This window comes from Sphaerimonospora cavernae (assembly GCF_042435035.1).
Classification (GTDB): Bacteria; Actinomycetota; Actinomycetes; order Streptosporangiales; family Streptosporangiaceae; genus Sphaerimonospora; species Sphaerimonospora cavernae.
Genome location: NZ_JBHMQT010000029.1, coordinates 18178 through 38526, shown reverse-complemented (window position 1 = coordinate 38526; position 20349 = coordinate 18178). Strand labels below are relative to the sequence as shown.

Genomic DNA, 20349 nt, shown 5'->3' with positions numbered 1-20349 from the left:
CCACCCCCGGGGCCGCTGAGACGCTCAGCTACAACGGCACCGCGGGCTACTACCGCTACCGGATCCACGCCTACAGGGGCTCCGGCGCCTACACCCTCGGATACAACGCGCCCTGATCCCCTCCCACGTGGGAGCACCGCCATCGGAAGCACCGCCATCGGGGGCGACGGGCCCGGCCGGCCTTCAACCGGCCGGGCCCGGTGCTGCTCCTCCCCACCCGAGCGTCGACCTTTCTCCCAACTTCTCCCGTTTTCTCCCGGCGAATCCATTGACTGGGGCGCCATATGACCGCAAGGTAGCGAGTAAGTGATCAAAGACATCGGAGGACAGGTCCGGTCGGCATACCGTCATGTGATGCGTCCGGCGGTACGGAAAGCTATGGGGTGCGCTCAACAAAATTCATATACGATTTATCGAAAGGATCAATGCGAGGGGGCGTGTGCATGGACGGAACCAGACGGGTGCCGACCGGAATAGATCCCAGCGTCCCCAGCGTCGCGCGAATGTACGACTACTACCTGGGCGGCAAGGACAACTTCGCCGCCGACCGGGAGGCCGCCGAGAAGATCATCGCACTCGGCCGGGAGATCGGCGGTGACGCCCGGGAGATCGCCAAGGAGAACCGCTGTTTCCTCCGCCGTACCGTACGGCTGCTGGCGCGGTCGGGCATCAGTCAGTTCATCGACATCGGCGCCGGCCTGCCCACGCAGGAGAACGTCCATGAGGTCGCCGAGCGACACATAGACGACCCGCGGGTCGTCTATGTCGACAACGACCCCATCGTCCTCACCCACGCCCGGGCGCTCCTGGCCGACAACCGCACCACGATCGCGGTCTCCGGCGACCTGCGCGAGCCGAAGGCGATCTTCGATGACCCGGCGGTACGGGCGCACATCGATTTCACCCGCCCGTTCGCCGTGCTGCTGGTCGCGGTGCTCCACTTCATCACGGATGACGAGGAGGCCGCCCGGATCGTCGACCAGGTCCGCGAGCACCTCGCCCCGGGCTGTCACCTCGTGCTCACCCACGCCTATCAGAGCGGCCGTCACGAGTCCGCCGTCGACTCGGGCAAGCAGGTCTACTCCGGGACGTCATCCGGCGGCGTCACCACTCGTGAGGTGTCGCACCTGGAGTCGTACTTCGCGGGGCTGGACCTCCTGGAACCCGGCATCGTGCCCGTGCAGGCCTGGCGCCCGGAGGTGCCCTGGGAGGTCTCGGCCGACCTCACGGGGATCGGGATCCTGGGCGCCGTCGGCCGCGTGACCTGACGTTTCGAAAGTCCCCGCCGAGGCGGACGACGACCGTGTCACCTTCACCGCACACCCCGGCCGCACCTACCGGCTGAGCTCGACGTGAAATATCGCCCGCATCGCGGGCGACGGGTGGAACCTGACGCGCTGGCCGGGGCGGGCCTGCGCCGCCCGGTCCACGTCCCGGTCGCGCACCACCGCGATCACCGGATAGCCGCCGGTGACCGGATGGTCGGCGAGGAAGAGCGTGGGTCTGCCGGAGGGCGGCACCTGCAGCGCCCCGGGGACCATGCCCTCGCTGGACAGCTCGCCGTCGCGCGCCCGTTCCAGGCGCGGCCCGCTCAGCCGGATGCCCACCCGGTCACTGTCCGCGGTCACCGCGTACGGCTCGGCGCACAGCACCCGCAACGCGCCGGGGCGGAACCAGCCGGCCCGCGGGCCGGGCAGCACCTCCAGAACGAGCTCGCCGAGCCGGCCGGGCGCGGACCAGGGCAGCGGGGCGAGATCGACGAGCGGGTGCGTGCGCGGCGGCGGGCCGACCGGCAGCAGCGCACCCGGCGACGGCCGCTCGGGGCCCAGCCCGGCGAGTGTGTCCGTCGACCGCGATCCCAGAACTTCGGGGACGTCCAGCCCGCCCCGCACCGCGACGTAGGTGCGCAGCCCCTGGCTGGGCACGCCGAGCCACAGCGTCGCTCCGTCGGGCAGGCGCTCCACCGACTGGTGGCCGATGATCCGGTTGCGCCCCGACGCGTCGGTGACCGCCGCGGGACAGGGGGCGCCGGTGAGCGCGATGACCAGGTGGCCGTGGGCGCGTACCCGCAGCCCGCCCAGCGTGACCTCCAGCGCGGCAGCCCCCTCGGGATTGGCGAGCAGGCGGTTGGCCAGCCGCAGCGCCCCCCGATCGGCCGCGCCCGACCTGCCCACCCCGAGGTGGGCCCGGCCCGGGCGGCCCAGGTCCTGCACCGTGGTCAGCGGCCCGGTGGCCAGCACCTCCAGCTCAGCCACGCCGCGCCCCCTCGCTCATCACCGTGCCCTCTCGCCCTTCACCGCGTCACCACCGCGAACCGCACGCGGACGCCGGGGCGCAGCAGCGCGGGCGGGTCGGCGTGGGTGTCCCACACCACCGTCTCGGTACGTCCGATGAGCTGCCATCCACCGGGCGACTCCCGCGGGTAGACCCCGCTGAACTCATCTGCCAGCGCCACCGATCCCGCCGGGACGCGCACCCGCGACTCGGCCCGGCGCGGCACGGTCAGCCGGGGGTCTCCGCCGACGAGGTATCCGAAGCCGGGGGCGAATCCGCAGAAGGCCACCGTCCACGACGCCGCGGTGTGCGCGGCCACGACCTCGCTCTCGGTGAGCCCGGTGTGCGCCGCGACGGCGGCGAGATCCGCGCCGTCGTAGACGACGGGGATCGTCACCTCGGGGGCGTCGGCAGGCCGCACGCCGCCCGGCCGTACGGCCCAGGCGGACCGTACGGCCGATGCCACGGTGTCGTGGCTCGCCGGCGGCTCGAACCGGACCAGCACCGTGCGCGCGGCGGGAACGATGTCGGTCACCCCGCGCGGCGGATCGCCGGTGAGTGCGTCGTAGAGTGCGATCACCTCGGCCAGGCCGCCGAGCTCCACCAGGAGGGCGCCCTCGCCGTACCGCAACAGGTCGGGCGTCATGCCGCCTCCCGAGCGAACGAGGACAGCTCGATCCCGCCGGCCTTGAGCGACTCGCTGACTCTGCGGGCCATCGCCACCGCGCCCGGGCTGTCGCCGTGCACGCAGATCGACTCAGCCCGGACGATCAGCGGCGTGCCGTCGACGGCCTCGATCGGCTCCCCCCTGGCCATGCGCAGGCAGCGCTCGGCCACCTCCTCGGGGTCGTGCAGCACCGCGCCGGGTGTGCCGCGCGGCACCAGCGTGCCCCGCGGGGTGTACGCCCGGTCGGCGAAGCCTTCCGTCACCGTGGCCAGGCCCGCGCTCTCCGCCCGGCGCAGCCAGGCCGAGCCGGGCAGCCCGAGCACCGGCAGCGCGCGATCATAGGCGCGTACGGCGGCCACCACGGCGGCGGCCTGCTCCTCGTGATGGACGATCGCGTTGTAGAGCGCGCCGTGCGGCTTGACGTACCGCACCCTGGTGCCGGCCAGCCGGGCGAACGCGTCCAGAGAGCCGAGTTGGTAGACGATGTCGTCGCTGAGCTCCTCGGGCGGCACGTCGATGAAACGCCGCCCGAACCCGCCGAGATCGCGGTAGCCGACCTGGGCGCCGATCGCGACGCCGCGGGCGGCCGCCAGTTCGCACACGGTCCGCATGATCGTCGGATCTCCGGCGTGGAAGCCGCAGGCGACGTTGGCGCTCGTCACGATCGACAGCAGCGCCTCGTCGTCGCCGAGCCGCCACCGGCCGAAACCCTCGCCCAGGTCCGAGTTGAGGTCGATGGTCACCGAGTGGTCCGCCATTGTCCGCTCCAGATCGTGTGGCCGCAGCGTATGGCCGCGACATGTGGCCTCAACGTATGGCCGCGACGTATGGCCTCAAGGAGAAGATACGGCCGGCGGCCGGTGTCAGGATGCGCGGGTGACGGTGCCCGTGTAGCGGGCCGTGTCCTCCCCCTCCCGGCTCACCTCGAACCCGGCCTGTCGCTCATCACGTGGGCGGATCGTGACGGTTCCGGGATGGCAGGCGTCGCCGCTCACCTGGTCCAGGCGCAGCGTGATCTCGTCGCCGGCTTCGCTGAGGCGCGTGAGACGTCCCTCGCAGTGCAGATCGGCACCCCACCTCATGCGCGACGGTTCCGACAGGTAGAGCTCCACGGGAAAGACCCGGTTCGCCGTCGGATGCCGGGCGACGCCGGTCCACATGCCCTCGTAGGAGGACCCGGAGCCGCTTCGCGCGAAGACCAGCCCCGCGGTCACGAGCGCGCACGCGGTCAGCACCGACACCGCTACCGACAGCGTACGGATCCGCCGGGCGCCGCGCCCCCTTGCGATCGTCTCCGCAACCGCCCTCTCCGCAACCGCCGTCTCCGGCTCGGCCTCTGCCTGTACCGCCGTCGCCGCCCGGGCCGCCCGGGCCGCCCGGGCCGCGGGGGCAGCGGGGGCAGCGGGGGCAGCGACGCCCGTCGGCGTGTCGAGCAGCCTGCTCAGGACGTCCTCCGCCGTCGGGCGGTCCGCCGGATCAGCGGCCAGGCACGCCGTCACGATCTCCCGGAGCGGGCTGGTGAGCTGCCCGAGGTCCGGTGTGCCGTACAGGATCCTGGCCAGGACGGCGGCGTAGGTGTCGGCGGCGAAGGCGTGCCGGCCGTTGGCGGCGTAGGAGATGGTGAGCGCCCAACTGAACATGTCCGCCGCCGGTCCGGCGGGCTCTCCGCGCAACTGCTCGGGGGCGAGGTAGGCGGGCGTGCCGACCATGCCGCCGGTCGTCGCCGTGGCGTCGGTGAGCCGGGAGATGCCGAAGTCGATGACCCTCGGCCCGTCCGCGGCGAGAAGGACGTTGCCCGGCTTGAAGTCGCGGTGCACCACGCCCGCCCGGTGGATCGCGGCGAGCGCGGTGGCGGCGCCGACGGCGATGCGTTCCAGTGCGCCCTGCGTGCGCGGGCCGTTCGCGGTGATGTCGTCGCGCAGCGACCCGCCGTCCACATACTCGCTCACGATGTACGGATGATCGGCCTCCAGGTCGGCGTCGAGGACCCGGGCGGTGCAGAACGGCGCGACCCTCCGTACGGCCTCGACCTCGTGGGCGAACCGACGGCGGGCGGATCCGCCGGCGGCCAGGCCGCCGTGGAGCAGCTTCACCGCCACCGGGGTCCCGTCCGGGCGGTGGGCCAGGAAGACGGTCCCCTGACCGCCCGCGCCGAGCCGTCCGCTGAGGACGTAGTCACCCAGCCGGCGTGGATCCTCCGGCTGGAGAGGAGAGACCTGAGGCACCCGGCAATACCTACCACAACGCCCCACCCCCACCCCCAACCCCCGCCGTGATCTTGCAGTGGCTCGCAGGCATGCCTGCGAGCATTCGCAAGATCACGGCGGGGGTTGGGGGGGTGGCCCTCTACTGCAGGGCTCGGCCTGCCGTGACGGTTTCGGCGAGCCGGACGACTCCCATCGCAGAGGCCTCCGCCTCCGCTTCCGGTTCGACGGGTACGGCGAGCCGGAGCGCGAGGTTGCGCCGCCACCAGGCCGAGGCGGCCATCGCACCGCCGCCGAGCACGATGGCGGCGGGCGGCTCGGGCATGGCGTCCGTCAGCGTCCGCACCCCGTCGGCGATCTGCCCGCTCACGCCGTCGAGCAGCGCGGCGAGGATCTCGACCGGGCCGGTGCCGAGGGTCAGCCCGGAGATCGAACCGGTGGAGGCGGGCCGCGGCGGCCTGGCTCCCGCCAGATCCGGTACGGCCGCCAGGCCGTCCGGCGGGTGGTCTCCCAGTGCGACGAGCGCCGCCTCGACGTCGGCCGGCAGCAGCAGGGTCCGCTTCGCCCAGGCGAAGACGTTGCCCCCGGCGGAGTAGGCGATGCCGGTCACCGCCAGGTCGTGGTCGACCAGATAGCGCCAGCACCCGTCCGGCAGCGTGAAGGCGCCGGTGAGGGGGTGGGCGATCCGGACCGCGGCGGAGGTCCCGACGGTGACCGAGATCCGGTCCGGTCCCGTGCCGCCTCCGCCGATGGTGGCCGCGGCTCCGTCGCCGACGGCGGGCAGCCACGGCACCTCGCGCAGTGCGGGCCACCGCCGGGCCCAGCGCGGCTCGAGCGTGCCGGTCCAGCCCCTCGACGCGAGTGGGGGCAGCCGGTCCTCGGTCACGCCGGCGAGCGCGAGCGCCTCGCCGTCCCAGCGCCCGGCCGCGATGTCGAGCATCCCGGTGCCCGAGGCCATCGAGACCGACGCCGCCGGATCTCCCAGCAGGCGGCGTGAGACGTACTCTGCGAGCCCGGCGAACGACCACGCCGGCTCCCGGTCGCCGAGCCGCTCTCTCAGCCAGGGGATGCGCACGGTCCAGTAGAGCGGGTGAGGCCAGGTGCCCGTACGGCGGTGGAACTCTCCCGAGGCCGGCCGGCCACAGGGCTCCTTGGCCCTGGTGTCCGCCCAGGTCAGCAGGGGGGTGGCCGGCCGACCCGCGGCGTCGAGCGCGAGCAGGGAGTGCCACTGGCACGAGGTGGCCACCGCCTCGACCCCGTCGAGGTGGTCATGTACCTCGTCCAGGCACGCCGCCAGCCCGTCGAGGTACTCGTCGGGATCGAGGACGGCCCTGCCGCCGTCGTCCACGCGGAGCCGTACCGGCCTGCGGGCGAGCGCGACGCGGCGCCGGCCCTCCTTCGCGGGCTCCTTCGAGTCTTCCTGGACGACGGCCCGCACCGACGAGGTGCCGAGATCGAGCGCGAGGACCTTCACGCCGCCCCGCTTCCCCCGGGATGGCGGTTCATCCCTGGTTCCCGCGGTTCATTCCTGGTTTCCGATGAATTCGCGCAGCCATCGGAAGCTGGCCTTGGGCGTACGGACCTGGGTGTCGTAGTCGATGTGCACCAGCCCGAACCTGGCGGCGTACCCCCGCGCCCACTCGAAGTTGTCGATCAGGGACCAGCAGAAATACCCGCGGACGTCCACGCCGTCCGCCATGGCCTCCCGGACCGCGGCCAGATGGTCGCGCGCGGACCCTCCCGACGACCCTGATCGTCCGGGGCTCCTCGTAGACTTGCCCCGGTGAAGGGGCCATGGTGAGCGAGCGACCATATGTGCTGCTGAGCTGCGCGGCATCCATCGACGGCTACATCGACGACATGAGCGGAAGCCGGCTCCTGCTGTCCAACGAGGCCGACTTCGATCGCGTGGACGACGTGCGGGCCGGCTGCGACGCGATCCTGGTCGGTGCGAACACGATACGCAGGGACGACCCCCGGCTCCTCGTGCGCTCGGCCACCCGCCGCGCCGCCAGGGTGGCACGCGGGCTGTCCCCCACCCCGATCAAGGTCACGGTCACCGGACGGGGAGACCTCGATCCGGCGGCTCGGTTCTTCACGGCCGGCGACACCGAGAAGATCGTGTACGCCGCTTCGCCGGCCCTGGACAGGACACGCGAACTGCTGGGCGCCATCGCCGAGGTGGTCGACGCGGGCGACCCCCTAGATCTCCTCCACATCCTCGACGATCTGTCCGGCAGGGGCGTCGGCAGGCTCATGGTCGAGGGCGGCGGCGCCACTCACACCCGGTTCCTCACCGCCGGGCTCGCCGACGAACTCCACCTGGTCATCGCGCCGTTCTTCGTCGGAGACCGCCGCGCGCCGCGCTTCGTGGGCGACGGCGTCTTCCCGTGGGGCCCGGCGGCGGATACCGTTCACCGGGCCCGGCTCGCGGGCGTCACCAAGATCGATGATGTCGTGCTGCTGCGGTACGCACTGTCCGAGAGGTGCCCGTCATGAGTCCCGACATGAGTCCCGACATGACGATCCAGGCCGAGGCGGACCGGCGGTGGCTGCGTGAGGCCATCAAGCTGTCGCGCCGCTGCCCGCCCTCCGGCACGGCGTACTCGGTGGGTGCGATCATCGTCGCAGGCGACGGCACGCGGCTCGCCGACGGCTACTCACGCGACGTCGATCCCCATGTCCACGCCGAGGAGTCGGCCCTCGCCGCCCTCGCGAGATCCGGACCCTCCCACATGGACCTGCCCGGCGCGACGATCTACAGCTCGCTGGAGCCGTGCAGCAGCCGCAGGTCCCGGCCGCGCACCTGTACGCATCTGATCCTCGCGGCCGGCATCGGCCGGGTGGTGTTCGCCCTGCGCGAGCCGCCGCTGCTCGCCGACTGCCACGGCGCCGAACTGCTCAGGCAGGGTGGCGTCGAAGTCGTCGAGATCGGCGACATGGCGCGGCTCGTCCGGGAGGTCAACGCCCACCTGTTCACAACGCAGGACGGATAGCCGTACCGGCCGTTCCGCAGTGACGGCCAATGGTTGGTCAGCCGGTCGAGTCCCGGCCGGCGTCGAACGCGGTCTCATAGTGCCGGCGGGCCTGCTCGATCACCGCCTCATCAAGCCAGGCGACCGGCCGGACGCCGGCGACGAGCGGCTCGTGGTCCGGGCCACGGCCGACGACGCGGCCGGTCAGGATCCAGGCGCGGCGGTCGCTCCCCTTCTCTACCAGGTGGGTGTACTTGCACACCTGCCGGGCCACCCAGTCCCGCAGGGGCCGGGTCCACCACGTTTCGGCGTCGAGCACGGTCACCGACAGCCCCGGAAGCCGCAGGCCGCTCTCATAGTCGATGCTCGGACGGCCCTCGTCCTCGTCCGGTCCCTTCGAGTAGCGCAGGTAGAGCCCCGACCGGTCCGCGACGACACGGGCGAGCCCGTCAAGGCTCTCCACTATGGGCAGCCCATGGGAGGGCGGGCACGTTTCTCCTCGGGGCTCCCCGATCGCGGACTCGCCGTACATCTCCGTGTCGTTCTCCCTCGTCGTCGTTCTCCCTCGTCGTTCTCCGTCTCCGGGCGGCTCTGGGCAGCTCCAGGCGACTCTGGTCAGGTCGGCTCAGGTCAGGTCAGGACGGGTAGGGAGGGCGCTGATCGGGCGGCACACCGCCGCCCTCTCCTCCGCCCTTGTCTCCCTTGTCGGTGCCGTGCGGGTGGCCGGAGGCGTCGCCCCCGCTCACCGATTCAGGAGTCAGGTCGATGTCCTCGTCGGTGCTGCCTCCCCGGCCGGACCGCCGGATCTCGGGCTGCTGCGGCTGGCTCATGTTCTTCCTTTCGGCTGATCTTCCCTTCGACGCGCTTCGCAGGCCCCCTCCCCGCCGCTCATCTGGGCAAACCACGAAATCACAAGGTCGCCCGCGCCGTGACCGGCGCGCATCGCCTCGGGGGATGTGGGTAGGGGGGCCCGCAGCGGATGGGCGGTTGCGGCGACGGGAGGGCGGTGGTGCTCGATCCGGATGGCAGGCTGATCGGCCTCATCACGCCGAGCGACATCAGCCGGACGCTTCAGACCGTCGACCTGCGCGCCGCCGAGCCGTACCCCGCGCCGCGCGGCGCCGACCTCGCCCCACGCTGCCCGGAACAGCTCACAGGCCGACCCGGCTCAGGGCCGCCCGGCTCAGAGCTGTACGGCTCAGGACGCCCCGCCGGTCCCGGCCCCGGAGCCGGCCACCGAGACGCGGCCTGACTCCAAGCCGCCGTCCGGCCAGGAGGGTCAGGAGGTGCGGCGGGGATCGTCCGCCGCGAGCTCCTCGACGTCGTCAGGAGAGTCCGCACCCGGGACATGCCAGCCCGTCAGATCGGTCTCGTCGGGGGTCCATTCCGCGTCCGGGGACTGGGCGAGCGGATTCTGCCACTCCGCCTGGATCTCTTCGCCGCCCGCGGGTCGCGTGGGTTCAGGGTTACGCGACGGTTCAGGGTTGTGCGTCATCGTGCCTCCTGCTTCCCGTTCGGGTCTGTCTCGGCGCGCATACCCCGGCGGACCATCGCCATGCCGAGAACGCGTTTTCGGCTATATGCCTTGTTTGCCTGTTTTGCGGCAGTTCGTGTCGTGTTGAGTGAGGAACTGGGGGTAGGCGTCACCTGTCTCGGAAGGACGCGACGGGGAACCGGCCCCGGAGGAGCGGGGCCAGGCATGAGGGCCGGGGGTGACGATGTGACGACGGTGGACGACATGCCGATCGAGAAGCAGCGGCGCCGCTTCGAGCGGGACGCCCTGCCGTATCTCGACCAGATCTACGCCGGCGCCCTGAGGCTGACCCGCAACCCCGCCGATGCCGAAGATCTCGTCCAGGAGGTGTTCGCCAAGGCCTTCTCCAACTTCCACCAGTTCCGGGAGGGCACCAACCTCAGGGCCTGGCTGTACCGGATCCTGACGAACACCTACATCAACATCTACCGCAAGCAGCAGCGGCAGCCTCAGCGGACGGCGGGCGAGGAAATCGAGGACTGGCAGCTCGCCGAGGCCGCCTCCCACACGTCCGGCGGGCTCAGGTCGGCCGAGGCCGAGGCACTGGACGACCTGCCGGACTCCCGGGTGAAGCAGGCGCTGCACGAGGTGCCGGAGGACTTCCGGCTCGCCGTCTACCTCGCCGACGTGGAGGGCTTCAGCTACAAGGAGATCGCCGAGATCATGGGGGTCCCGATAGGGACCGTCATGTCCCGTCTGCACCGGGGTCGGCGGCAGCTGCGGCACAAGCTCGAGGACTACGCCATCGAGCTCGGCATGATCCCGGCTGACGGCCCGCCCCAGAGCTAGCTCAGAGCCGGCCCGTAGCCGGTCGAAGTCAGAGGAACCTCAGGCGTCCTCGCGATCGGGGTTCTCCAGCCGGAAGAAATTGCTCTGATTGCCGTCCTTCTTGTGCTCCTGATAGAGGAAGTTCAGGTTGCGTGCCTCGAACGTCTCGAACCACTCGTCCCAGGTGATCTCCTTCAGATCGTCCCCGCCGTACCCGGGGAAGTCGAACCGGAGGACACCGGCGCGGCCCTCGTGCTCGGTGCCCGGCACCGTAGCGGGCCGGCCGCCACGCTCCTCGGCCCATCGCTTGATCACCTCGTGGTTCGTGGTGATCAGACTGCGACCGGGTCGCTCCTCGCGCTCGTCCACCGAGGTGATCTCCTGCTCGTACTTGTGCTCGCCCCCGACCGGCCTGCTCTGCTGCTCAGGCATGCGAAACTCCTTCCCGCGCACTACGCGAGTGCCCTACCCTCCGCTCCCGCGGGCATGCGACAGCAGGAAGACCCGGCCGCGGAGTCCTCCCTCGAGTCTGTCCGCGATACTCCTATCTCGTACGTAAAGTCCCAACCATCCCCTTAGTTCCGATATATCGGGCTATGTCCGGTTACGAATCTCGTGACCCTCAGGTAATGGCATCTCATTAACGTGGCCGGCATGTACCAACCAGCGATCGGCCGGACCCTGACCGTGGGCGTCACCATTGCGGCGCTCGGTCTGCTCTCTCCCGGCATCTCCGCCTCCGCCGCCGCCGCATCCCCCAGCCACTCGGTGAAGATCACCGTGATGGCCAGCTCCGACATCCACGGAAACGCCCTGAACTGGGACTACTAAAAGAACGCCGAGTTCGACGACAGCGCCCACAACGATGTGGGCCTGGCCAAGATCTCCACAATGGTCAACCGGATCCGGGCCGATCGCGGCGCCGACCACACCCTGCTGTTCGACTCCGGCGACACGATCCAGGGCACCCCGCTCGACTACTACTACGCCAAGGTAGAGCCGATCACCGATACCGGGCGGATCCACCCCATGGCCAAGGCCATGAACGCCATCGGGTACGACGCGGTGACCCTGGGCAACCACGAGTTCAACTACGGGCTGCCGATGCTGGCCACGTGGATCAAACAGATGAAGGCCCCGGTGCTGGGCGCGAACGCGGTGTCGGTCAAGACCGGCCTGCCGGCGTACCAGCTGTTCATCATCAAGACGATGCACGTCAGGGGCGAGAAGCCGATCAGAGTCGGCGTGCTCGGCCTCACCAACCCGGGCGTCGCGATCTGGGACAAGGCCAACGTCGAAGGCAGGCTCCAGTTCCTGGACCTGGTCGCCACGGCCAAGAAGTGGGTGCCCCGGATCCGCAAGCTCGGCGCGGACGTGGTCCTGGTCACCGCGCACGCCGGCGACAGCGGCCTGTCATCGTACGGTGAGGACCTGCCGGTGGAGAACGCCGCCGCCATGGTCGCGGAGGAGGTCCCCGGGATCGACGCGGTCCTGTTCGGCCACGCCCACAACGACGTGCCGCAGCGGTTCGTCACCAACAAGGCCACCGGCAAGCAGGTGCTGCTGACCGAGCCCAGCAAGTGGGGCCAGCGGCTCAGCGTCGTCGACTTCACCCTCGCCAAGCAGCGGGGCAAGTGGACCGTCACCGGCAAGACCTCCGCCACGCTGAACACCAACACCGTCGCCGAGGACCCGAAGATCGTCGCGCTGATGAAGGAGCAGCACGACAAGACCGTCGGCTACGTCAACCAGGTGATCGCCCAGTCCAAGGAGTCGCTGTCCGCGGCCGAGTCTCCGTACAAGGACACCCCGATCCTCGACTACATCCAGAAGGTGCAGACCGACCTGGTCGGCAAGGCGATCGCCGGTACGGCTGACGCCTCGCTGCCGGTGCTGTCGATCGCCGCGCCGTTCAGCCGCACCGCCGTCTTCCCGGCCGGGCCGGTGAGCGTACGCGACATGGCCGGGCTGTACGTCTACGACAACACGTTGCTCGGCATCAAGCTGACCGGTTCTCAGATCAAAGACTTCCTGGAGTACTCCGCGAAGTACTTCAACCAGGTCGCCCCGGGTGCGCCGATCGACCTCGCAACGCTCACCAACGCCGGCAACACCCCGGACTACAACTACGACCAACTGTCGGGCGTGCACTATGACATCGACATCGCGAAGCCGGTCGGACAGCGCATCGTCAACCTCACCTACCAGGGCAATCCGATCCCGGCTGACCAGCAGTTCGTAGTGGCGATCAACAACTACCGGCAGTCGGGCGGCGGCGGCTTCCCGCACGTGACCACCGCTCCGGTCGTCTACAACGCCCAGGTGGAGATCCGCCAGGCGCTGATCGACTACGCCACCGCGACCGGTTCCATCGACCCGGCCGACTTCGCCGAGTCCAACTGGAAACTCGTCCGCGACAACGTCCCGGTTTTCTAGTGACGAGCGAGCGAGTGTGGTCCGGGTAATCAAGGCCGAGCGCAGGGTGTAGATCCGGCACGGCAACGGAGCGGCCCCGCTCCCCTTTCACGGGAGGGCGGGGCCGGTTCGTCATTTCCAGAGGTCAAAGCGGCAGGTCCCAGCGGAGTTCGGGCGCGCCCGGCATGAACACGGTCTGCTCGGTGTTGGTGATGCGCAGCCGGAACGCCTAGTGACTTGGTGATCTGCTTGTTCGTGCCATGCTTGCCAGCCTCGATGGGCGTGCCACCGGGGCCGACGTAGGCCCCTGCTGGGTGTCAGGGTGCAGCCGCACGGGGATGTGGACGACGGGCCCGGAAGGGGTGAGCGGGGTCATGCGGGTCAGGCCCAGGGTGTGGTGCTCATTGGCGTCCTCCCTGGTGAGATGGGTGTGTAGTGGTACGGCCTTGGGACGCTCCGCGCCCGGTAACGACCCAAAGCCGAGCTCAGGGATGCGTGGCCGGCGATCACGGTCAGCCCTGCCCGGTGCGGATCTGATGGAAGCGGCTGGCGATCCTCTTGGCGATGGCGTCCGGCCCATCACGGACGCTGGCCGAGTCCATCGCCGGATATCCCGGGCGGCGGGGGTTCTCGCGACCGGTCTGCCATTGCACGAACGTCGGGTAGAACCACGGGACAAGCTTCGTGGAGATGAGCAGCAGGGCAACGCCCTCGTTGGCGTGCCGCTCGGCGATGATGCCGTGTCGGGCGGCGAGGACGGCCTGCACGCGTTCGGCGAACGCTTCCTGCGGGAGCATCCTCGCCACGCGTAGATCGATGTTCCCCTGAGTGCGGGGAGGGCCGCCCCGCCTAGACGTGACGGGGCGATCAGCACTTACCGGTGTCATGACGCTCACGTTATGACCGGTAGCCGTAAGTAACTTTCACAAAGTTGTGAAACCTGGGGTCAGGTGGTGATCCCCATGCGGCGGGCCAGACCACGCAGAGGCGACGGCAGACGCCGCTGGAGGTCGAGCAGCCGGGCGACGGTCTCCCGTGACATGGGGTGGTAACGGGTCATCTGCGGGGCGATCCGCTCGGCGGTCAGGACACACCCCAGCGCCTTGTCCCACCGGCCCTGCCACAGCCACGCACGGGACAAGTCGATGTAGTGGTGGGACGTCCGCTCGGGCGTCATCGACGGAGGCAGAACCAGGTCGGCGTTCCGGCGGATCGCCTCATCTGCGTCGCCCAACTCGACCGCAACGGCGACCGAATGGATCGCCGTGTTGCTCGGCCCGAACGACAGGCCGTAATCGGGGGTGTCACCTGTCCGTACCGCGATTTCCTGGGCGGCGCCGATGTGGTCCCACGCCGTAGTGGGCCGGTTGTCCCGAGCGGCGAGAATCGCCTGCCGCAGGTGCAGAGACCCGTACACGCTGAGAAGCGCCCGGTCGTCCGACAGCGGTTCCAGCCGGCGGAGGGCGCGGTGGAGCAGGTGCATGCCGCCGGCGTACGCGCCGGACACCATGAACGCCATGGTGCGCTTGTACTCTGCGACAGCAGGCAATAGGGGGTCATCGGATTGCCAGGCCGCCCAGATCGCGCGCTCCACGGCGATGGACATCAGGTCCGTGTAGCCGAGTTTGCAGGCGAGGGAGTACGCACCGGTGTACGCCGTGGACAGCAACCCGAAAACATGTCCCCGGTCTGGGGCGGTCGCGGTGTGGGCGTGCGCGGACAGTTCGGTGATCAGCGCGGGTAGCGCGCCGCCGAGTTCGGTGTAGCGGGTGGTCTCACGGAGCCGGTTCGTGTGGTCGACGACCGCCGCCAGTTCGGGCAGGGGCCGGGGCGCCACGTCCGGGTCCGGAGGGATGTCCCAGTGGGCGAGCGCCTGGCGGATCTGCGGGATCGCCTCGTGGATGCGGTCGGTGGCAGCGGTGGCACCCCGGTAGGGCTGACCGGTCAGCTCGGTCACATCGACGTGGAGAACGCGGGCCACAGCACTTATCAGAGACGGGGTGGCCGGCTTGTGCCCGCCCTCGACCTGCGCGATCAGGCTCTTGGAACATGGCACACGCTCGGCGAGTTCTCGCTGCGTCAGGTCGCGCAGTTTCCGGGCGTGAGCGATCCTGCGGCCGATCATGTCATGAGCGAACGCGTCGTCCATACCGGCCCCGCACCTCCTGGAGTCCTCGACAACCTCAGGCTACGTGCAGGTCTTTGCCATGTCATGGGAAGCTCTCTACTGATCCGTTGCGTGGTCGTAATGGCCAGCAGCGGGTAGGCGATCACGCTGATCAGTCTCCGCTGGTGCCGGGAGGACCAGGTGGTCAGCTGTCCCGCGCAGCGGCCTTCACTCGTTATGGGCTTTGATGCGGACGTACCGGATATTTCACAATTCAACGGAAGCCGATGCGGATCTTGCCGGTCACGTATAACCTCTGCCACGTCGATGTTTCCTAGATCAAACGAGGAACCGGCGTGGCGAGGACATGGGCACAGTTGCCGACGGGCCGTGTCGTACGGCTGGGCGGCGTGAGCACTGAGACCATCACCCTCGCACTCGAACCCTTACCCGACGATGCGCCTGCGATCGTCACCTATGCTCCGCCCCCAACCACGTCGGTAAGCAATCTGGTGACCACCCTGCTGGCCGAGTTCGAAACGGCGGCCGTCGAACTGTTCCCGTCCTGGCTCCCGGGCGCGGAAGGCATCACCGGCCCCGGCGGCGCGAGCATCCCCGCCGTACGCGCACTCGCGCTGCGTACGGCATCCGCCAGCCGACACTTCGGGCCCTTCCTGGCGGACCTGGCCGAGCAGGCCCTAGGGAGCACGGCACGCACGGACGGGAAGTTCCCGCACGAGATCCGCGCCCTCGGGCTCGCCCGCGTGCTCGCTTCCAGCTTTCACCGCGATCAAGCAGCGATCCTCATGCGCGTCCCCCAGGGGCTCTCCCCCGTCGGCGAGGACATCCTGGTCGCCTCGTCCGAATGGCTGGCCGATCGTGGCGGTTTCGGGGTCTGGCTCACCGGCGCGCCCCTCACCTCCGTCGACCGGGTCGAAACGGCCGTCCTCGACCTGCCCGATTCGGAGAACACACCCGCCACGGGAGATCTGGCCTATCCGAAAGACCCATCTGCCGTTCTACGCTTCCCGGCCGTCGCCGGGATGCCGCACCCGGCGAGCCGGGCCGAAAAGGCATTGGAGGCGGCACTCAATTCACGTCCCTGGGCCGCCGGCCGGGCCTGGAACCAGACCCACCTGTCATCCCCGCTCGCTCCGACCGTACGGATCGACCTGCTCTGGCGCACCGAGCGCTGCGCTGTCGAGATCGACGGTCCGGAACATCGCGGCGAGGACGCTTACGAAGCGGATCACCGCCGCGATGTACGTCTCCAACTGGACGGCTATGCCGTCCTCCGCTTCACCAACAAACAGATCATGAACGAGATAGACCTCGTTCTTCACCAACTTGAGCGGTTCCTGAAATCCCGCCGCTCTGGAACGTTCAAAGGAACACATCATGGCTGAGAAGAAGCTGACCTCGTCCCAGATGGCTGCCCTGCTGGTACTGATGGCCGAGGCGAGAGAAATCTCCAACCCCGAGCTTGGGCAGCTCTACAGCTTCACCCTGACCGGTAAAGATCGAAACAAACTGAACGACCTCAAGCTGGTCGATAGCCGAAAGGGGCGCCAGGGTGCCTTTTTCCACGTCCTGAGCGAGGACGGATGGGCGTACGCGAGGGAGGTGTTCTCCAAGGGAATGGAAGCGTCCGAACGCCCTGCCGGGAAAGTACTGGAGGCGACGCTTCGTGCGATCGTAGCCAACCTGCGACGCTACATGGACCGCACTGACCAGAACGTCAATGACGTCTTCGCTCGTGAAGAGGACCTTGCCCCGGCGTCCCCCACGACCGCTGCCCCGGAGGCGGCGGCCTCGGAGACACCCGCTCCCGAGAGCGCTGCTCCCGTACCCAACGGTACCGCCGAGCCGTCGGGCACGGGCACTCCCGCCGTATTGGCCGACGATATCGAGACCAGGATCCGGAAGGCGTACGCACAGCTCGCCGAGAAGCCGAACGCGTGGGTCAGTCTGACCCAGCTGCGCCCCGTCTTGGGCGACACTCCCAGAGAAGACGTCGACTCCACCCTCCGCCGAATGATCAGCATGCCCGATGTCCGGATAGCCCCGTTCGAGAACCGGAAGGCCCTGTCGCAGGAGGATCACGATGCGGCAGTGATCATCGGTGGCCAGGCCAAGCATCTCGTCCTGATAGGAGCATGATGGCGAGCGAGGAACTGGAGGCTCTCGCGGCGCTGAGATTTAACTACGCCCAGGCTCCTCCCGATGTATGGCGGCCGTCGCCGTTCCACGTCGACACCCTGCACCGGCCCACCGTGCAGGTCATCCTCAGCGGCCTGATCGAGGCGGAGGAGAGCACCGACACAAGCCCCATCGGTGTCGTCGTACAGGGGTCGGGGGGCACTGGTAAGACCCACCTGCTCGGCTGGCTCCGCGAACAGGTACACAAGGAGGATGGCTATTTCTTCCTGGTCAGCCTGCTCCATGCAAAGGACTTCTGGGAGAGCCTGCTGCTGTCCATGCTCGATGGCCTCGCCCGGCCCATGTCGGGGTCGGGAAGCCAACTCAAGGAGCTCCTTTGGCGCCTGTGCGTGCTAACCGATGTGCCGGAGCCGGTACGCTGCTCGGTGATCGGTGACGCGCCGCTGTCCCGAAAAGATTTGGACGCCTTCGTCACCGCCCTGAGGCGATACGACTTGCAGGTTGGTCGAGAAGCTCAGGACACTGCCAGAGCGCTCACCCTGCGCGCTTGCGCCGATCCCGGTGTACAGGACATCGGAGAGGCCTATCTCGCGCGTACGTTTGAGGCCGAACCGGGCGAGCGTGTGACTTGGGGCTTCCGAACTATCGAGAAAACATCACAGCAGATCGTCCAGGACCTGTCACGGCTGCTTGCATTGACCGGCCCGTCCGTCATCGCGGTGGACCAGATCGACGTCCTCCTCGCGCAATCCGCCATTTCCGCGAACGGTGCCTTGAACGAGACCTGGCAAGAGGCACTGATCATCGAGCAGGTGGCGGGCGGCCTGATGGCACTCCGTGAGGTGGCCCACCGCACGCTGACCTTGGTCTGCTGTCTACCAGCTTCCTGGATCCTGATTCAGGAGCGGGCCACGGAAACGGCTCCGGACCGCTTCAAAGTGACGACGCTCGGGACGATTCCCGATGCGGAGACCGGCCGGGTCCTGGTCGAGAAGCGGTTCGCCGCCCAGTACGGGAAGGTCGGGTTCGAGCCGCCGTACCCGACGTGGCCGGTCAAGCCGGAGGCGTTCGCCAACGCTTACGAGTACACCCCTCGCCAACTGCTCATCCGGATCGACAGCCATGTCCGATCCTGCCTCCTGAACGGGCAGGCCACGGAGCTTGTACGCCTCACCGGCTCCGGGTCGGTAATTCGTGATCCCGTAGACCCTAAGCCACCTATCGATTACTTCAAACTGGACCAGCGGTTTACGGAGTTGCGGAATCGGGCAGATGTGGTGTCGGCACTGGACCCGGTGACCGAGGACGCCGCGATGCCCGAACTGCTGTCTGCCGGTCTGACCGCGTGGATCGCCGAGCAGGGCGAGGACGGGCCGGTGTTCAGCCAGGATCCGCCACCAAGCTCCAGGCCTCCTCTGCACGCGCGGCTGCGCCGCATCCTGGACGAGGCGACGGAGGACGAGGCGCACTGGTGCTTCCGGGCGATCTCTGCGACGCATCACACCGCCGTGCTGACCCGCCTGAAGAACGCGTCGGTAGCGGCCGGACTGGATGCGGCGATCCCCAAGCGCAGGCTGTTCGTGCTCAGGAACCAAAGCTGGGCGAAGGGCCCGGTCACCCAGGAGACCCTCGCCGCGTTCGAGCAGGCCGGCGGCCGGGTGCTCCCGGTCGAGGTAGAGGACCTGAAGATCTTCGCCGCGCTCCGCGACCTTCAGGCGGAGAACCCACCGAATCTGCAGGCATGGCTGGCCACCAGGAAGCCGACGAGCGAGGTGAAGCTGTTCCGCGAAGCCTTGAGCGACGCGCCTGTCATCCCTCGTCAGTCAACGAACCCGCAGGTTGTCCCCGACCCTCCCAAACCGGTTGCCTCCGACCTAGCGGAGCTGGTTGTCGCCGACCTTCCTCAACCGGCCCTCTCCGACCTTCCGCAACGGACCGTCACTACCTCTCCCCAACAGGCCTTCCTCGACGTTTTGAAGCCGGTCGGCAGACTGGTCGATCTCGTGCCTGGGCAGGTGCCGTACGTCACGGTTGGGGCGAGGTTCGCCGATGGGGAGCCGGTGGCGGTCGAGTTGGAGGCGCTGCGCAGACATACGGCGATCTTCGCGGGGGCGGGGTCGGGAAAGACCGTGCTGATCCGCCGCCTGGTCGAGGAGTGCGCCCTGCGGGGGGTCTCCGCGATCGTGCTCGACCCCAACAACGACCTGGCCCGACTGGGCGACCGGTGGCCGGAACCGCCGTCGGCCTGGGGTGAGGGCGACGCGGCCAAGGCCGATGAGTACCTGGCGAAAACCGAAGTGGTGATCTGGACCCCCGGGCGAGTAGGCGGACGGCCGCTGAGCTTCCAGCCGCTGCCCGACTTCGCGAGCGTCCTCGACGACGCCGACGAGTTCAACGAGGCCGTGGAGTCCGCAGTCGAGTCCCTCGTCCCACGGGCCAAGGTAGACGGCAACGCCCGAAAGGCCCACCTCGGCCGGGCCGTGCTCCGCGAGGCCGTGAGCTTCTACGGTCGCCGAGGTAGGACGGGCCTCAGGGGCCTGATCGACCTCCTGTCCGAGTTGCCCGAAGATGTGAGCAGCATCGACGGCGCGGACCGACTCGCCGCCGAGCTTGCCCAGAACCTCACCGCCGCCATGGTGAACGACCCGCTGTTCGGCGGCGCCGGCACCCCGGTGGACCCCGGCGTGCTGCTCACCCCGGCCGACGGCAAGCGAGCTCGCGTGTCGGTGATCAGCTTCGTCGGGCTCCCGTCCGAAGCCCAGCGGCAGGGTTTCGTCAACCAACTCCAGATGGCGCTGTTCTCCTGGATCAAACGGCATCCGGCCGCCGACCTGGGCGGGCTGTTCGTGATGGACGAGGCGCAGACCTTCGCCCCGTCCGGGGCCACGACCCTGTGCACGCGCAGCACTCTCGCCCTCGCGGCGCAGGCCCGCAAGTACGGCCTGGGCCTGGTGTTCGCCACCCAGGCGCCGAAGGGGTTGCACAACCAGATCCCGGGGAACGCGACCACCCAGTTCTTCGGCCTGCTCAACGCCCCCTCCCAGATCACGGCGGCCCGAGAACTGGCGCGGGCCAAGGGGGGCGACGTGCCCGACGTTTCGAGACTGCGGTCGGGTGAGTTCTACGTCGCGGTGGAGGGGGCGGCCTTCCGGAAGGTGCGTACGCCGCTGTGCCTGAGCCACCACCCGAGCAGCCCGCTGACCACGGAGGAGGTGTTGGAGCGGGCGAACCGGGGCTGACCCGGC

The 20349-nt window shown here is 69.2% G+C and carries 22 protein-coding genes; 10 read left to right on the top strand and 12 right to left on the bottom strand.

What is annotated here, in order from left to right:
* The first annotated feature begins 443 nt into the window (after positions 1-443).
* Positions 444-1268, top strand: a complete 825-nt coding sequence (locus tag ACFHYQ_RS13230; protein ID WP_394301417.1) for an SAM-dependent methyltransferase — start codon at positions 444-446, stop codon at positions 1266-1268.
* A 66-nt stretch (positions 1269-1334) separates the two neighbouring features.
* Here the strand turns inward: ACFHYQ_RS13230 and ACFHYQ_RS13225 are convergent, their stop codons facing one another.
* The 6 genes from ACFHYQ_RS13225 to ACFHYQ_RS13200 form a co-directional block, all read right to left on the bottom strand.
* Positions 1335-2255 (bottom strand): 5-oxoprolinase subunit C family protein, encoded by a 921-nt coding sequence (locus ACFHYQ_RS13225; RefSeq protein ID WP_394301416.1) that lies wholly within the window; start codon positions 2253-2255, stop codon positions 1335-1337.
* A gap of 38 nt (positions 2256-2293) precedes the next feature.
* On the bottom strand, positions 2294-2920 hold the full coding sequence (locus ACFHYQ_RS13220) for a 5-oxoprolinase subunit B family protein (RefSeq protein ID WP_394301415.1): 627 nt from the start codon (positions 2918-2920) through the stop codon (positions 2294-2296).
* Complete coding sequence (locus ACFHYQ_RS13215) at positions 2917-3684, bottom strand: LamB/YcsF family protein (RefSeq protein ID WP_394301420.1); 768 nt, start codon at positions 3682-3684, stop codon at positions 2917-2919. Before ACFHYQ_RS13215 ends, ACFHYQ_RS13220 begins: the two co-directional genes overlap by 4 nt.
* A gap of 120 nt (positions 3685-3804) precedes the next feature.
* The gene (locus ACFHYQ_RS13210) at positions 3805-5166 is read right to left on the bottom strand and encodes a serine/threonine-protein kinase (protein WP_394301414.1); all 1362 of its coding nucleotides are present in this window, start codon (positions 5164-5166) and stop codon (positions 3805-3807) included.
* A gap of 121 nt (positions 5167-5287) precedes the next feature.
* On the bottom strand, positions 5288-6619 hold the full coding sequence (locus ACFHYQ_RS13205) for an FGGY family carbohydrate kinase (protein WP_394301413.1): 1332 nt from the start codon (positions 6617-6619) through the stop codon (positions 5288-5290).
* A 48-nt stretch (positions 6620-6667) separates the two neighbouring features.
* Entirely contained in the window at positions 6668-6844 is a 177-nt protein-coding gene (locus ACFHYQ_RS13200; RefSeq protein ID WP_394301412.1) for a family 1 glycosylhydrolase, read from the bottom strand.
* A gap of 95 nt (positions 6845-6939) precedes the next feature.
* On the opposite strand from ACFHYQ_RS13200, the gene ACFHYQ_RS13195 reads away from it, so the two are divergent.
* Both ACFHYQ_RS13195 and ACFHYQ_RS13190 read left to right on the top strand, forming a co-directional pair.
* On the top strand, positions 6940-7644 hold the full coding sequence (locus tag ACFHYQ_RS13195; RefSeq protein ID WP_394301411.1) for a RibD family protein: 705 nt from the start codon (positions 6940-6942) through the stop codon (positions 7642-7644).
* Positions 7641-8141 carry a cytidine/deoxycytidylate deaminase family protein gene (locus tag ACFHYQ_RS13190; RefSeq protein ID WP_394301410.1) on the top strand — a complete coding sequence of 167 codons (501 nt, stop codon included), beginning with the start codon at positions 7641-7643 and terminating at the stop codon, positions 8139-8141. Before ACFHYQ_RS13195 ends, ACFHYQ_RS13190 begins: the two co-directional genes overlap by 4 nt.
* A 37-nt stretch (positions 8142-8178) precedes the next feature.
* On the opposite strand, the gene ACFHYQ_RS13185 is transcribed toward ACFHYQ_RS13190, so the two are convergent.
* Together ACFHYQ_RS13185 and ACFHYQ_RS13180 are read right to left on the bottom strand one after the other, a co-directional pair.
* Positions 8179-8652, bottom strand: a complete 474-nt coding sequence (locus ACFHYQ_RS13185; RefSeq protein WP_394301409.1) for a DUF6098 family protein — start codon at positions 8650-8652, stop codon at positions 8179-8181.
* Positions 8653-8755: 103 nt separating this feature from the next.
* Positions 8756-8950 (bottom strand): hypothetical protein, encoded by a 195-nt coding sequence (locus ACFHYQ_RS13180; protein ID WP_394301408.1) that lies wholly within the window; start codon positions 8948-8950, stop codon positions 8756-8758.
* A gap of 179 nt (positions 8951-9129) precedes the next feature.
* On the opposite strand from ACFHYQ_RS13180, the gene ACFHYQ_RS13175 reads away from it, so the two are divergent.
* A complete protein-coding gene (locus tag ACFHYQ_RS13175) occupies positions 9130-9372 on the top strand; it encodes a hypothetical protein (protein ID WP_394301407.1) in 243 nt (80 codons plus the stop codon).
* 27 nt (positions 9373-9399) lie between these two features.
* Here ACFHYQ_RS13175 and ACFHYQ_RS13170 read toward each other — a convergent pair whose 3' ends face one another.
* Complete coding sequence (locus tag ACFHYQ_RS13170) at positions 9400-9615, bottom strand: hypothetical protein (protein WP_394301406.1); 216 nt, start codon at positions 9613-9615, stop codon at positions 9400-9402.
* A gap of 204 nt (positions 9616-9819) precedes the next feature.
* On the opposite strand from ACFHYQ_RS13170, the gene ACFHYQ_RS13165 reads away from it, so the two are divergent.
* Positions 9820-10443, top strand: a complete 624-nt coding sequence (locus ACFHYQ_RS13165; RefSeq protein WP_394301405.1) for a sigma-70 family RNA polymerase sigma factor — start codon at positions 9820-9822, stop codon at positions 10441-10443.
* Between the two features lie 39 nt (positions 10444-10482).
* On the opposite strand, the gene ACFHYQ_RS13160 is transcribed toward ACFHYQ_RS13165, so the two are convergent.
* Complete coding sequence (locus ACFHYQ_RS13160) at positions 10483-10854, bottom strand: hypothetical protein (protein ID WP_394301404.1); 372 nt, start codon at positions 10852-10854, stop codon at positions 10483-10485.
* Between the two features lie 222 nt (positions 10855-11076).
* Here ACFHYQ_RS13160 and ACFHYQ_RS13155 point away from each other — a divergent pair, with 222 nt between their 5' ends.
* Both ACFHYQ_RS13155 and ACFHYQ_RS13150 read left to right on the top strand, forming a co-directional pair.
* Positions 11077-11253, top strand: a complete 177-nt coding sequence (locus ACFHYQ_RS13155; RefSeq protein WP_394301403.1) for a hypothetical protein — start codon at positions 11077-11079, stop codon at positions 11251-11253.
* A 36-nt stretch (positions 11254-11289) separates the two neighbouring features.
* Positions 11290-12858 (top strand): bifunctional metallophosphatase/5'-nucleotidase, encoded by a 1569-nt coding sequence (locus ACFHYQ_RS13150; RefSeq protein ID WP_394301402.1) that lies wholly within the window; start codon positions 11290-11292, stop codon positions 12856-12858.
* A 491-nt stretch (positions 12859-13349) separates the two neighbouring features.
* On the opposite strand, the gene ACFHYQ_RS13145 is transcribed toward ACFHYQ_RS13150, so the two are convergent.
* Together ACFHYQ_RS13145 and ACFHYQ_RS13140 are read right to left on the bottom strand one after the other, a co-directional pair.
* Positions 13350-13643 (bottom strand): hypothetical protein, encoded by a 294-nt coding sequence (locus ACFHYQ_RS13145; RefSeq protein ID WP_394301401.1) that lies wholly within the window; start codon positions 13641-13643, stop codon positions 13350-13352.
* A 140-nt stretch (positions 13644-13783) separates the two neighbouring features.
* On the bottom strand, positions 13784-14986 hold the full coding sequence (locus ACFHYQ_RS13140; RefSeq protein WP_394301400.1) for a helix-turn-helix domain-containing protein: 1203 nt from the start codon (positions 14984-14986) through the stop codon (positions 13784-13786).
* A 314-nt stretch (positions 14987-15300) separates the two neighbouring features.
* Here ACFHYQ_RS13140 and ACFHYQ_RS13135 point away from each other — a divergent pair, with 314 nt between their 5' ends.
* The 3 genes from ACFHYQ_RS13135 to ACFHYQ_RS13125 are packed head-to-tail and all read left to right on the top strand — an operon-like array spanning position 15301 to position 20343.
* A complete protein-coding gene (locus tag ACFHYQ_RS13135) occupies positions 15301-16350 on the top strand; it encodes an endonuclease domain-containing protein (protein WP_394301399.1) in 1050 nt (349 codons plus the stop codon).
* The gene (locus ACFHYQ_RS13130) at positions 16343-17104 is read left to right on the top strand and encodes a hypothetical protein (RefSeq protein WP_394301398.1); all 762 of its coding nucleotides are present in this window, start codon (positions 16343-16345) and stop codon (positions 17102-17104) included. The genes ACFHYQ_RS13135 and ACFHYQ_RS13130 overlap by 8 nt, the downstream gene beginning before the upstream one ends.
* Positions 17101-20343 carry an ATP-binding protein gene (locus ACFHYQ_RS13125; RefSeq protein ID WP_394301397.1) on the top strand — a complete coding sequence of 1081 codons (3243 nt, stop codon included), beginning with the start codon at positions 17101-17103 and terminating at the stop codon, positions 20341-20343. The genes ACFHYQ_RS13130 and ACFHYQ_RS13125 overlap by 4 nt, the downstream gene beginning before the upstream one ends.
* Positions 20344-20349 lie beyond the last annotated feature (6 nt).